This is a genomic window from Inquilinus ginsengisoli, from assembly GCF_050434925.1.
Classification (GTDB): domain Bacteria; phylum Pseudomonadota; class Alphaproteobacteria; order DSM-16000; family Inquilinaceae; genus Inquilinus; species Inquilinus ginsengisoli_B.
This window is the reverse complement of sequence record NZ_JBNDJK010000001.1, coordinates 4,337,469-4,349,118: the sequence shown is the minus strand read 5'-3', so window position 1 is coordinate 4,349,118 and position 11,650 is coordinate 4,337,469. Positions and strand designations below refer to the sequence as shown.

The window sequence follows — 11,650 nt, the reverse complement described above, 5'->3', positions numbered from 1 at the left end:
GATCCGCGAGATCAAGACTTCAGGAGTCGTCATGAAGATAACGTCGGTTGTTCCTTGGCTTGTCAAAGCCGATAGCAGTTCCTGGGCCGAATACCTGTTTGTCGAAGTTCATACGGACGAGGGAATTTCGGGCTGGGGCGAGGTTACGACGACGACCAAGGTGGCTAACCGGGTCGTCGCCGATGGCATCCGCCAGCTCAATGCACTGCTCGTCGGCGACGATCCAGCCAAGATTGAGCTGATCTGGAACAAGATCTTTCGCTCATTCACCTATATGGGAACCCGGGGCGCGGCCTCGCACATCGTCAGCGCGATCGACATCGCGCTGTGGGACATTCGGGGCAAGCGTCTTGGCCTGCCGATATACGAGTTGCTGGGCGGACCCGTTCGCGAGGACATCCTCCTCTACACGCACCCGGACCAGAGGAACTTCACGGATGCGGAAGGGGTGACGAAGGAGATCCGCGCCATTGTCGAATCCGGTCATACCGGCATCAAGTTCGATCCCTTTCCCGCCTATGATGGAACCGTGGGTCATCGGCACGGCTACCTGGATGGCCAGATGACGAAGCGCGGCGAGAAGGAGGCGGCGGATCTCACGGCCCTGATCCGGAAGGTCGCAGGGCCTGACGTGGATATCCTGATTGATGCGCATGGCCGATTTGATGTGCCGACCGCGATTCGCCTGTGCCGATCTCTAGAGGAGGCCGGCCAGATCGACTGGTTCGAGGAGCCCGTGCCACCCGAGAGCTACGGCGCGTTGGGGCAAGTCCGAGAGAGGGTCAATGCGGCGATCTCCGTCGGCGAGAGACTGCACACGAGGTGGGACTTCGTCCCGATCCTGCAGAATTCGCTGGCCGACTACATCATGCCGGATGTGACCTGGGCAGGAGGCATCTCGGAACTAAAGAAGATCGCCACGATGGCCGAGGCTCACTACATCCCAATCTCACCTCATGACGCGAGCGGACCGATCAACGTCGTCGCCGGAGCGCAGGTCATGATGACGGTCCCCAACTTCTATCGCCTCGAAACGAGCCGGTACGATCTCGGGAAATACAATGCATTCCTCGACACACCGCTCGACAATCGCGGCGGCCGGCTGCAGCTGTCGGGAGGCCCCGGCTTGGGGATCAGCATGAACGTACAGCACCTGCGCGCCACCGTCGTCGAGGGCTATGGCGACGGCGGGAAATGACTCTTCCGTCGTAGGAGAGCGCATGACTGGGACAGGTGCGAGGCCTGTCCCGACCGCGCAATTCCATCTTCGTGAACGGGGGATTTCATCGTGACGATTGTGGAACGTGAGAGCCGACCGGAGGTGCTGCAGATGGCCCCGACGGCACGCTTCGGCTTGGCCCGAAGGATAATCCGTCATCGCTTTGACTATCTTTATGTACTGCCTGCGATGGCGGTGATGCTGCTTGTCATCGCCTATCCTGTCTACTACACGGTCTATCTCTCCTTTTTCAACACTCAGCCGAACCTGACCTTCGATCAGAAGGAGTTTGTTGGGCTCGACAACTACACGGCTGTTTTGCAAGCCGAGAGTTTTCATGAGGCAACATACAACACCATCATCTGGACCGGCTTCTCTACCGTCTTCGCCTTCGCGATCGGCTTCGCTGCCGCGCTCGCCCTTAACCGGCAATTCACGGCCCGAGGTCCGCTTCGGGGCATCCTGCTGGTGCCGTATGTGATCAGCGCCGTCGCCGCGTCCTATGTATGGCGCTGGCTGTTCCACAGCGATTTCGGCGTGATCGGGGCCGTCTCCGTAGCGCTCGGGCTAACCGATCACCCGATCAACTTTCTCGACGACCGCAGCGCCGTGATGCCTTCGCTGATCCTGGTGAATATCTGGAAGGAGTTTCCCTTCGCCATGATCATGATGCTCGCGGGTCTTCAGACCGTACCGGATCAGTTGCTGCGTGCCGCGCGGATCGATGGCGCCAGTGCCTGGCAACGTTTCTGGCATGTCACCGTGCCCCATGTTCACGGCGTGACATTGATCACCGTGCTTCTCCTCCTCGTGAACAACCTGAACAGCTTCACCATTCCCAACGTCATGACGGGTGGTGGACCCGCCGGCGCATCGGAGATCTGGATCACCCACATCTATCAGCTTGCTTTCGGGCGCATCCGCTTCGGCCTTGCCTCGGCATATTCGGTCATCCTGTTCATCATCATGATGGCGGCCGGCTACTTCTACGTGCGGGCGCTGACGCGCGGCGACAGGAGGGCCTCGACATGAGCGCCACCGAGACAGTCACCCACCCGATCCGACGCAGGCCACGCGATACATGGCGCCTCGTGGGCAATGTGTTCCTCGTCGTTCTGACGGCATTCTCGGCCCTCCCGATGCTGTGGATGCTGTTGACCTCGGTGAAGGGGCAGTTCGCCGCCCTGCAATATCCACCGCAATGGATTCCGACGAGCCCGACGTTGGAGCAGTATTGGCGACTGCTGTCGCCGGCCAGCGATGTCGGTCGGGAATTCCTGACCTACATGCTGAACAGCCTCGTTGTGTCGACGGCGACCACGGTCCTGGGACTGGTGGTGGCCGTGCCGGCTGCCTATGCCTTCTCGCGCTTTCGATTTCCCGGTCGCAATCTGCTGTTCTATTCAGTTCTCTTGCGTAACATGTTTCCCGCGGTGGTGTTCCTGATGCCGCTGTTCATCCTGATGCGGTGGCTCGGACTTGTGAATACCCACGCATCCTTGATCCTGACCTATCTGACGTTCGGCCTGCCGCTTTCGATCTGGCTGCTGAAGGGCTTCTACGACAACATCCCGGTTCAGCTCGAGCAGGCCGCCCGCATCGATGGCGCCACGCGGTTCCAGGCGTTTCTGTTCGTTGTGATGCCGCTGTCCTCGCCCGGCATCATCGCCACGGCGATTTATTCGTTCATCATCGCCTGGAACGAATACATCTACGCCCTGACATTCCTCAATGATCAATCCAAGATGACATTGCCGGTGGGCTTGCAATACTTCTTTACGGAATATGCGACGAATTGGCCGGGCCTGATGGCAGCCTCGTTCATCATGAGCGTTCCCGTCGTCGCCATGTTCCTGATCCTTCAAAAATACTTCGTGAGGGCGTTGACCGAGGGAGCGGTCAAGTCTTGACCGCATCCCACCAATGCCAATGATCGCACATCCGAGGAACCCGCAATGGCCCAGGTAAAACTGCAGAACGTCGTCAAAAGCTATGGCAGCTACAAGGCTGTCCAGGACGTCTCACTGACCGTCGAGGATGGCGAATTCGTGGCACTCGTGGGGCCCTCCGGGTGCGGCAAGACCACGACGCTGAATCTCATCGCGGGCCTCATCGAGGTCTCCGGTGGCGGGATCTATATCGGCGATCGTCTCGTCACCGACCTCGATCCGAAGGACCGGGACATCGCAATGGTGTTTCAGAACTATGCGCTGTACCCGAACAAGACCGTCTACAGGAACCTTGCGTTTCCCCTGAAGATGCGCAAAACGCCGGCATCGGCGATCGATCCGAAGATCCGCTCGGCGGCCAGGCTTCTCGATATCGAACACCTGCTGGAGCGCAAGCCGCGCGAGCTGTCGGGCGGGCAGCAGCAGCGCGTGGCTCTCGGCCGGGCCCTCGTGCGGGAGCCCAAGGTCTTCCTGATGGACGAGCCCCTGTCCAATCTCGACGCGAAGCTGAGGGTGCAGATGCGCAGCGAACTGAAGCGCTTCCACCAGGATCTGCACGCCACGGTGATCTATGTGACCCACGACCAGCTCGAGGCTATGACGATGGCTGACAGGGTCGCTGTGATGAACGGGGGCGTGCTGCAGCAATATGACAGCCCAGACCGCATCTTCGACAACCCGGTGAACACCTTCGTCGCCGGCTTCGTCGGCAGCCCGGCCATGAACCTGGTCAGGGGAACGGTGTCGACGACGCCTGACGGCGCCATCGTCGAAGGCCCGGCCGGCTGGCGTTGCCCGCTGTCGGCCGCCAACGCGCGCAAGACCGCCGCCGCACGTGACGTCGTCGTCGGGGCCCGGCACAGCGCAATCCGCCTGTCGGACGAGAGCCATCCCGACTCCGTTCCCGGCCGCATCTACACGGTGGAACCGACGGGGGATGTCACCTACGCCCACGTCCATGTCGGCGCATCAACGATCATCGTGAGCTCGCCGCCCCATATCCGTCTCCGGCCGAATGAGAGTGTCTGGGTGACGTTCGATCAGCAGCGGCTGCATCTGTTCGACGCGGAGAGCGGCCTGGCGCTGCAGGCAGCCTGAGGCGCGTTCCCGGTCACTCCGAGGAAGCTGCGCCTTGCGAGGTGCCGGCGACACCGCCAGCACCTCGGATGAGTCTTCCTGCACATCCCCGAGTGGTCGAGCCACCGCTACAGCGGGCTGAAGATATCCTTGATCTTCTTGGCTGCATCTTGGGTGGCCTGCCCGACGGTCATCTTTTCCGTCAGCGCGTTCTGCATCATGTCCGGCACGATGATGTTCATGATCTCCGTCGACTCCGGAATGACGGGGAAGGGTATGCCGCTCGGCAGCATCGAGGTGGTGACGTTGAGGAATTTTATCTGCTCGAGCCGCTGCTTCATCCACTTGGTGCGGAAGCCGCGCAGATTGCCGGGGTTGGATTGCTCCCAGTTGAGCTTCGTCGACCATTCCGGGCCGGTTGAGAAGGCGATGAAGGCGCGCGCCGCGTCTGCATCGAAGTCGCCGTCGACCACGTCCGGATTGAACATGTGTACGTTCCACCCGCCGAAGACGACGGCGCGTCGGGCGGGCCCCCTGGGTATCAGGCCGTAGCGCATGTTTTGGACGACGGCATCGGCCATCTTCTTGTCGTCGCCGGTTGCCCTGGCCGCTCGGTCGAGCATGGTCGCATATTCGGTCGGATGGCTGATCATCATGCCCAGCCGCCCGGCAATGAAGGGGTCCTGGTTCTCCGTCTGGGCGTTGGTCAATGCCGAAACCGGCACCGAGCGGTCACGGACATACATGTTATAGACCGCCTGCAGGGCCGCACGTGATCCATCATTATCGATCAGGATCTTCTGATAGGTCGGGTTGGGCTCGGCCTCGTCCAGGGCGCCACCGCCATAAGCCCACATCTGCGGCATGAAGCGGTACGGCGTATTGCCGGCATTGCGGCGGGCCACCAGGCCGTAGCCCTGCTTGCCCGTCTGGTCCTTGATCTGCTTGGAATAGGCGACCACGTCGTCCCACGTCGCCGGCGGGTTCTCCGGGTCGAGGCCGGCTTGGTGGAACAGGTCTGCGTTCCAGATAAAGGCCATCGTCTCGTTGTTGGTCGGGATGCCGTAGGTCTTGTCTTTCCACGTGGCGGATCGCAGGGCGCGGGGCCAGAACTCGCTGCTCGGGTAGCCGACATCCTCCGGCTTGAGTTCCTGGAGAAAGCCCTTGGCGGCGAATTCGCATCCCCACAGCAGCATCAGCCGGGCAACCATCGGAGCGGCCCTGCCCAGGGCCGCGGTTCGCAACTTATTGGGGATCTCGTTGTAGTCGATGCTCTGCTTCTCGACCGTGATATTGGGATAGGTCTTGGCAAACGCATCCCAGAATTCGGCCTCGAGCTTGTGCTGAAACGGCGTCGACGCTTGGTTGGGGCCGACATACCAGTAGGTGAGCCTGCCCTTGTAGTCGAGCGGCACGACCTTGGCACACTCTGCCGCCGTGTCGACGTCGACCGTCCCGGCAATGCTTCCGATGAATTCGGGCGTCCATTGCTCCTGCGTGACGGCGCCGAGATTTTCCGCGGCGGCGGCGCCCGGCACGCGGCCGATGGCGGTAGCCAAAGCCGCGCCTGCGGAATAGCCGAGCAACTGGCGCCGACTGATCCACAGCCGATTTGGATCTCCCTGGATCGTCATCGTTTCACTCCCTCTGGGCGTTTTCTCGTCGAACCGGATCCGGGTTGGATCTGGCTCATTTCTCATTCTCGTTGCATATGATAATCTGAAAATCATATATTATTTGTCAAGAGTTGGATATCGCCCAGACCGGTGGTCGATTCCTGCCGAGCACTGGAATTTCCTCTATGGCGTATGGCGTTCCTGCCGAATTCCCGGTTGCCCTCGAAATGCGCGCCATCGGAGGTCGTCAGGGCTAGAATAGCTGTCCCGGGACTGTCGCTTCGGGAACGTGATGCCCATAGTGCGAGTCGGCGGAGCGGTGTAGGCGCACGGCGAAGTTGTTGAGATCGAGAAATGAACCATGGGGATGGACATCCTGGATCCGGAAATGAGAGACGAGGCACCCGCGCAGCCCAACTACAGCCGGCTGCGCGAGTTGATCCGCGCCGACATCATCGAGGGACGTCTGGCCTCAGGATCCAGGCTCAAGATCGCCGAGCTTGCCAAGCGTTATGAAAGCAGCGCCATTCCCGTTCGCGAGGCGCTGCATCAATTGCAAGGCGAGGGGATCGTCACCTTTGAACCAAACCGCGGGGCCCGCGTCCGCCAGATCGACGACGCCTTTTTGCGCAACATCCATGAGGTGAGAGCGGTCCTGGAACCCTATCTCATCCGCTGGTTCGTCCGGCACCGGAGCGAGAAAGAGCTTGAGGAACTGATTGCCGCGCAGCGCGAATATGATCGGGGTGCCGAGACAGAGGGGCCCGAGCAATGGCGCCACCACAATCAGCGCTACCATGCGATCTGCTACGAAGGTCATTACAATCACGAGGCCCTCGTCGTCGCCAAACGGCACAATGACTTGTTGCAGGCGCTCGCGATCAGGTTTCCGATGTCCCGCTCACGGGTCCTGCAGGTCTGCCGAGAACATTGGCAGATCATCGAAAGCATCCGTGCCCAGGACGAAGATGCGACTGCGGCGATCGTAGCCGAGCACGTCCGTCGCGCCGGCCAGGATCTTATCGAGCGGATGCTTGCTGCCAGCCATAGCGGACTCCGCCGTGGTCATGGGCCCGGACGATCCCAGAAGGATCATTGAGCGAACCCGAACTCCATGTATGAGATCCGCAGAAGCCATGAGCGAAGATCCGGAATGGTTCATTGAAGTGTGCCCTGCATCGGGCCTTGGCGCGGACCGGTACAGTGAGTGCGTGTATTCCCCGGGTATCGAGGGGACACGAGGCGGTGCCGATTGACACTCGGGTATGCGGGGGGCCGCGGCTCACGAGGCACGGATGGCCTGAGGAAGGGGCCGCCAGTACCACGGCAGGAGTTCGTGTCGACTATCAGCGTTGGTGGACACCATGGTGGAGTGGAGTCAGATGTCGAGCTCGGGCCGGCGGAGTCGACCGCTCGTCGCCGAGGACGCCGGCCTGACCGAACTCCTTGAGCAGGACGACGTTGCCGTAGACGTCGAAATCCCGCACGGTCGCCGTGCTGCGCATGCGCCCGTCGAACCAGGCGCGAGCCTCCGTCTTCATGTTCTGGGAGCGGTAGGGCGGTGTCAGCCGCTCCGTACAGGTCTCCAGCGTCTCCCGCATCAGCTTGCCGTCCGCGGCGGGGCCGTCATAGCTGCTGATGTGCGGGGGGCGGCCGGCCGAGGCCAGGGACTGGCTGAACTCGTAGGTCACGACCGGGCAGACGCCGATGACGCGAGTGAGTCCCGACCGGGATTCGGTCGTCGTCCGGATTCGGTTGCCGGTTGACGGGCCAAACCGTCGCACCCCGAAGGCAGCCCTGCCCTTGTGCGCCGGGCCCGGTTCGCGTATCGATGCGCGTGGTGATCCAGAGATCTTTTGCCGTTGGACCGGCCCGCAGCGATGCGGCGGCCGTTCTTTGACGTTCCGGAAGGTCGGGGATCTCCATCAGGAGCAGTGTCCGCCACGGCTCGAAACAAGGGTCTCGTGCGACATGCCTTTCTCTCCCGCCCCCGCCAGCCTGCTGCGCGCCCTGTCCGAGCGCGGCTATGCCGAACCCACGCCGGTCCAGGCCGCGGTGCTGCAATCCGAGAACGCCGACCGCGACCTGCTGGTCTCGGCCCAGACCGGGTCGGGCAAGACCGTGGCCTATGGCCTGGCCCTCGGCGGCACGCTGCTCGGCGACGCCGAGCGGCTCGGGCCTGGCGGAGCGCCGATCGCCCTGGTGATCGCCCCGACCCGCGAGCTGGCGCTGCAGGTGCAGCGCGAGCTGGAATGGCTGTACCAGCCGGCCGGTGGCCGCGTCCTCGCCTGCGTCGGCGGCATGGACGCCCGGCGCGAGCAGCGGCTGCTGGCCGCGGGCTGCCACATCGTCGTCGGCACGCCCGGTCGCCTGCGCGACCATATCGAACGCGGCCAGCTCGACCTCTCGGCCTTGCGCGCCGTGGTGCTGGACGAGGCCGACGAGATGCTCGACCTCGGCTTCCGCGAGGATCTCGAGGCGATCCTCGACGCCGCCCCGGCGGAGCGCCGGACCCTGCTGTTCTCGGCCACGCTGCCGAAGGAGATCATCGCTCTCGCCCGTCGCTTCCAGCATGACGCCCAGCGCATCGCCATGTCGTCGCGCGACGAGCCGCACCGCGACATCGAGTACCGGGCGATGCAGGTCGCGCCGCACGAGGTCGAGCGCGCGGTGGTCAACATCCTGCGCTTCTTCGAGGCACGCGGCGCCATCGTGTTCTGCTCGACCCGTGAAGCGGTCCGCCGCCTGCAGGGCAATCTGCTGGAGCGCGGCTTCGCCGTGGCGGCGCTCTCGGGCGAGCTGAGCCAGGTCGAACGCAACCGGGCGCTGCAGGCGCTGCGCGATGGCCGGGCCCGGGTCTGCGTCGCCACCGATGTCGCGGCCCGCGGGCTCGACCTGCCGGATCTCGGCCTGGTCATCCATGCCGAGCTGCCGCATGACGCGCAGGTCCTGCAGCATCGCAGCGGCCGCACCGGCCGGGCCGGGCGCAAGGGCGTCAGCGTCGTGCTGGTGCCGTACAACCGCCGCCACCAGGCCGAAAGGCTGCTCGGCGCCGCCCGGATCGAGGCGGTCTGGTCGCCGCCGCCGGCAGCGGAGGAGATCCGCAGCCGTGACCAGGCGCGGCTGGCCCAGGAAACCATCCTGGCAGAGCCGGCGACGGAAGAGGATCTGGCGGGCGCTCGCGCCCTGTTGGCCGAGCGCAGCGCGGAGGATCTCGCCCTCGCCCTGGTCCGCCTGCACCGAAGCCTCCTGCCCGCGCCCGAGGAATTGTCGTCGCCGCCGCCGGAGCGGACCGCCTCGGCCGATCGGCGCCCGCCCCGTCCTGCCCGGGAGGGCGGCCCGGCCCGCGAGGGTGACGGTGAAGCGGTCTGGTTCCGGATGAATGTCGGCCGCGCCAACAATGCCGACCCGCGCTGGCTGCTGCCCTTCCTGTGCCGTCGCGGCCATGTCACCAAGGCCGAGATCGGCCGGATCGAGATTGCCGAGCGGCAGAGCCGGGTCGAGATCGCCCGCCATGCCGCCGGCCGCTTCGCATCCTCGATCCGTCGGCCGGACTCGCAGGACCGGCACATCCGGATCGAGGAGGATCGTCCCCACCGCCCGGCCTCGAAGCACCCGGCGCCGCGGGCGAAGCCGCCGCGGCCCTGACCGGCCGGGCCGACTGTTCGCCACAGCACGCTTGCGTGGGAAGCCGTGCCCGGCGCAAATGCAGGCTCGATCCGGAGACCGGCCGCCCAGAATGCAGCTTCCCCGCGCGATCCTGTTCGATCTCGACGAAACGCTGATCTCCGCCTATGGCCGGCCGGACGCCGCTTGGCTCGCCGTCGCCGCCGAGTTCTCCGAAGCCCTGGCCCCATGGTCCGCCGCTGAGATCGCCGCCGCTGTCGGCGCCTTCGCCCGCGACTTCTGGGCAGACGCGGAGCGCCACCGGATCTGGCGCCAGCGGATCGGCGAGGCCCGGCGCGTGATCGTGGCCGGCGCCTTCGACACCCTCGCCGCCGGCGGCCGCCCAATCCCCGCAGCCACCGCCCTCCACCGTCTCGCCGACCGCTTCACCGCCTATCGCGACGAGCAGATGCACCTGTTTCCTGACGCCCATGCCGTGGTCGACGGCTTCCGGGCGCTCGGCATCCGCCTGGCCCTGGTCACCAACGGCGCGGCCGAGGCCCAGCGCGCCAAGATCGCGCGCTTCGACCTGGCGCATCGGTTCGATCACATCCAGATCGAGGGCGAGCATGGCTTCGGCAAGCCGGAGGAGCGCGCCTATCGCCATGCGCTGCAGGTGCTGGGGGTCAATCCTAGCGAGACCTGGATGGTCGGCGACAACCTCGAATGGGAGGTGGCGGCGCCGCAGCGCCTGGGCATCCACGCGATCTGGGTCGACGGAACCGGTGACGGGGTACCGTCGGGCTCGACGATCCGGCCGGACCGCATCATCCGGGCGGTGGCGGAGCTGCTGGCGGAATCACCCGACAGAACGGCCGCCTGATCGCGCCCGCCCGCCCTGCCCGTCCCGGCGCGCATTCTGTATGATCGATTGCAGGGCGCGACCGAACGCGCCGCGATCCATCTCAGGGAGGAGGCCATGGCCGCGCAGGTGAAGCCGATTCCGGACGGCTACCCGACCGTCACCCCCTATCTGATCGTCCGCGGTGCCGCCGCGGCGATCGACTTCTACCGCACCGCCTTCGGCGCCGCCGAGCGGCTGCGCATGGATGCACCCGGCGGCACCATCGGCCATGCCGAGCTGACGATCGGCGGCAGCCTGGTCATGCTGGCCGACGAGATGCCGGAGACGGGCTGGTCCAGCCCGACCGCGATCGGCGGCACGCCGGTCTCGCTGCATCTCTATGTCGAGGATGTCGACGCGGTGGTGGAGCGGGCCCTGGCCGCCGGCGCCACCCTGTCGCGACCGGTCGCCGACCAGTTCTACGGCGACCGGCTGGGCACGGTGGTCGACCCCTTCGGCCATGTCTGGAGCATCTCCACCCATATCGAGGACGTGCCGCCGGACGAGATGAGGCGGCGGGCCGAGGCGCTGTTCGTCGGCAAGGCCTAGCTCCTGATCCGTCCGGCGGGGCACGGCCCTCAAACCTCCTCTTTTCTCTTGCCGTAAAGGCGGTCCGCCTCGTTCACGATCGCCTGGCGGATCCAGTCGTCTTCGACCTCCTCGGGCCGGATCACGACGACACCCTGAGCGTGCCAGGCCGCGGCTCGCATGCGACGCAGTTGTTCCATCTGCGCCGGCGAACGCCGCTGGTGGCGCGGCAGGCTGCTGCGCGGCTCGCTCATCGCAGCCACCCCTCGACCTCGCGGCCGATGACCCGCACGGCCGGCCGGCCGCTGCGCAGGGCCAGCGCGCCGGCGATCACCGCCTGCAGCCTGCGGCTGTGCTCGACCAGGACGACCAGGTCGTCGACCAGTTGGGCCAGCGCTTCGGCCGGCAGCGCCGCGACGGCGGCGACCGGCATGCCCTCGATCTGGTCGAGGGTCGGCAGGGTGCTCATATGTGGTCTCCATGACAGGGTGATGGCGGGGTCACGGCTGCCCCCTCCGGGATGTGCAGCCGGACCAGCAGGTCGTAGTCGACGCCGGCGATGCCGCGCCGGGAGGCGGCGGCGACGAAGCGGGGCCAGAAGCGCACCGGGACCGACCCGCGGACCCGCATCATCCGCAGATGCTGCGGCGTGACGCCGAGATCGGTGGAGAGATGACCCTGCCTCGGCCAGCGAGTGAACAGGTCATCGAAGCTCGTGATCGTGTTTTCCATGTCATGACGATACGTTTCG

13 protein-coding genes are annotated in these 11,650 nt (G+C 64.9%); 8 read left to right on the top strand and 5 right to left on the bottom strand.

Translation table 11 applies throughout. The annotated features are described in order from the left end of the window. Nucleotides 1-31: 31 nt before the first annotated feature. The 4 genes from QFZ27_RS20730 (at nucleotide 32) to QFZ27_RS20715 (ending at nucleotide 4,266) form a co-directional block, all read left to right on the top strand. Nucleotides 32-1,198: a mandelate racemase/muconate lactonizing enzyme family protein gene (locus QFZ27_RS20730; RefSeq protein WP_429228316.1), complete on the top strand. Its 1,167-nt coding sequence runs from the start codon at nucleotides 32-34 to the stop codon at nucleotides 1,196-1,198. A gap of 90 nt (nucleotides 1,199-1,288) precedes the next feature. Beyond that, complete coding sequence (locus QFZ27_RS20725; RefSeq protein ID WP_429228314.1) at nucleotides 1,289-2,251, top strand: carbohydrate ABC transporter permease; 963 nt, start codon at nucleotides 1,289-1,291, stop codon at nucleotides 2,249-2,251. Further along, nucleotides 2,248-3,129, top strand: a complete 882-nt coding sequence (locus tag QFZ27_RS20720) for a carbohydrate ABC transporter permease (protein ID WP_429228312.1) — start codon at nucleotides 2,248-2,250, stop codon at nucleotides 3,127-3,129. The genes QFZ27_RS20725 and QFZ27_RS20720 overlap by 4 nt, the downstream gene beginning before the upstream one ends. A 45-nt stretch (nucleotides 3,130-3,174) precedes the next feature. Continuing rightward, the gene (locus tag QFZ27_RS20715) at nucleotides 3,175-4,266 is read left to right on the top strand and encodes an ABC transporter ATP-binding protein (RefSeq protein ID WP_429228310.1); all 1,092 of its coding nucleotides are present in this window, start codon (nucleotides 3,175-3,177) and stop codon (nucleotides 4,264-4,266) included. 107 nt (nucleotides 4,267-4,373) lie between these two features. Here QFZ27_RS20715 and QFZ27_RS20710 read toward each other — a convergent pair whose 3' ends face one another. Further along, nucleotides 4,374-5,879: an ABC transporter substrate-binding protein gene (locus tag QFZ27_RS20710; RefSeq protein WP_429228308.1), complete on the bottom strand. Its 1,506-nt coding sequence runs from the start codon at nucleotides 5,877-5,879 to the stop codon at nucleotides 4,374-4,376. A 349-nt stretch (nucleotides 5,880-6,228) separates the two neighbouring features. Here QFZ27_RS20710 and QFZ27_RS20705 point away from each other — a divergent pair, with 349 nt between their 5' ends. Further along, the gene (locus QFZ27_RS20705) at nucleotides 6,229-6,960 is read left to right on the top strand and encodes a GntR family transcriptional regulator (RefSeq protein ID WP_429228307.1); all 732 of its coding nucleotides are present in this window, start codon (nucleotides 6,229-6,231) and stop codon (nucleotides 6,958-6,960) included. Nucleotides 6,961-7,207: 247 nt separating this feature from the next. On the opposite strand, the gene QFZ27_RS20700 is transcribed toward QFZ27_RS20705, so the two are convergent. After that, complete coding sequence (locus tag QFZ27_RS20700; protein ID WP_429228306.1) at nucleotides 7,208-7,552, bottom strand: hypothetical protein; 345 nt, start codon at nucleotides 7,550-7,552, stop codon at nucleotides 7,208-7,210. A gap of 280 nt (nucleotides 7,553-7,832) precedes the next feature. Here QFZ27_RS20700 and QFZ27_RS20695 point away from each other — a divergent pair, with 280 nt between their 5' ends. The 3 genes from QFZ27_RS20695 to QFZ27_RS20685 all read left to right on the top strand — a co-directional run bounded on the left by QFZ27_RS20695 (nucleotide 7,833) and on the right by QFZ27_RS20685 (nucleotide 10,920). After that, on the top strand, nucleotides 7,833-9,509 hold the full coding sequence (locus QFZ27_RS20695; protein ID WP_429228305.1) for a DEAD/DEAH box helicase: 1,677 nt from the start codon (nucleotides 7,833-7,835) through the stop codon (nucleotides 9,507-9,509). Between the two features lie 91 nt (nucleotides 9,510-9,600). Then, nucleotides 9,601-10,350: an HAD family hydrolase gene (locus tag QFZ27_RS20690; protein ID WP_429228304.1), complete on the top strand. Its 750-nt coding sequence runs from the start codon at nucleotides 9,601-9,603 to the stop codon at nucleotides 10,348-10,350. A 96-nt stretch (nucleotides 10,351-10,446) separates the two neighbouring features. Continuing rightward, on the top strand, nucleotides 10,447-10,920 hold the full coding sequence (locus QFZ27_RS20685; RefSeq protein WP_429228303.1) for a VOC family protein: 474 nt from the start codon (nucleotides 10,447-10,449) through the stop codon (nucleotides 10,918-10,920). 29 nt (nucleotides 10,921-10,949) lie between these two features. Here the strand turns inward: QFZ27_RS20685 and QFZ27_RS20680 are convergent, their stop codons facing one another. The 3 genes from QFZ27_RS20680 to QFZ27_RS20670 are packed head-to-tail and all read right to left on the bottom strand — an operon-like array spanning nucleotide 10,950 to nucleotide 11,631. Next, nucleotides 10,950-11,153: a hypothetical protein gene (locus QFZ27_RS20680; RefSeq protein ID WP_429228302.1), complete on the bottom strand. Its 204-nt coding sequence runs from the start codon at nucleotides 11,151-11,153 to the stop codon at nucleotides 10,950-10,952. After that, nucleotides 11,150-11,368: a hypothetical protein gene (locus QFZ27_RS20675; protein WP_429228300.1), complete on the bottom strand. Its 219-nt coding sequence runs from the start codon at nucleotides 11,366-11,368 to the stop codon at nucleotides 11,150-11,152. The genes QFZ27_RS20680 and QFZ27_RS20675 overlap by 4 nt, the downstream gene beginning before the upstream one ends. Continuing rightward, nucleotides 11,365-11,631: a hypothetical protein gene (locus QFZ27_RS20670; RefSeq protein WP_429228299.1), complete on the bottom strand. Its 267-nt coding sequence runs from the start codon at nucleotides 11,629-11,631 to the stop codon at nucleotides 11,365-11,367. Before QFZ27_RS20670 ends, QFZ27_RS20675 begins: the two co-directional genes overlap by 4 nt. Between the last annotated feature and the right edge of the window lie 19 nt (nucleotides 11,632-11,650).

Coding starts and splice junctions, on each gene's coding strand:
- QFZ27_RS20695 (WP_429228305.1), top strand. CDS start 7,833: ATGCCTTTCTCTCCCGCCCCCGCCAGCCTGCTGCGCGCCCTGTCCGAG.
- QFZ27_RS20710 (WP_429228308.1), bottom strand. CDS start 5,879: ATGACGATCCAGGGAGATCCAAATCGGCTGTGGATCAGTCGGCGCCAG.
- QFZ27_RS20685 (WP_429228303.1), top strand. CDS start 10,447: ATGGCCGCGCAGGTGAAGCCGATTCCGGACGGCTACCCGACCGTCACC.
- QFZ27_RS20670 (WP_429228299.1), bottom strand. CDS start 11,631: ATGGAAAACACGATCACGAGCTTCGATGACCTGTTCACTCGCTGGCCG.
- QFZ27_RS20675 (WP_429228300.1), bottom strand. CDS start 11,368: ATGAGCACCCTGCCGACCCTCGACCAGATCGAGGGCATGCCGGTCGCC.
- QFZ27_RS20715 (WP_429228310.1), top strand. CDS start 3,175: ATGGCCCAGGTAAAACTGCAGAACGTCGTCAAAAGCTATGGCAGCTAC.
- QFZ27_RS20730 (WP_429228316.1), top strand. CDS start 32: ATGAAGATAACGTCGGTTGTTCCTTGGCTTGTCAAAGCCGATAGCAGT.
- QFZ27_RS20720 (WP_429228312.1), top strand. CDS start 2,248: ATGAGCGCCACCGAGACAGTCACCCACCCGATCCGACGCAGGCCACGC.
- QFZ27_RS20690 (WP_429228304.1), top strand. CDS start 9,601: ATGCAGCTTCCCCGCGCGATCCTGTTCGATCTCGACGAAACGCTGATC.
- QFZ27_RS20705 (WP_429228307.1), top strand. CDS start 6,229: ATGGACATCCTGGATCCGGAAATGAGAGACGAGGCACCCGCGCAGCCC.
- QFZ27_RS20680 (WP_429228302.1), bottom strand. CDS start 11,153: ATGAGCGAGCCGCGCAGCAGCCTGCCGCGCCACCAGCGGCGTTCGCCG.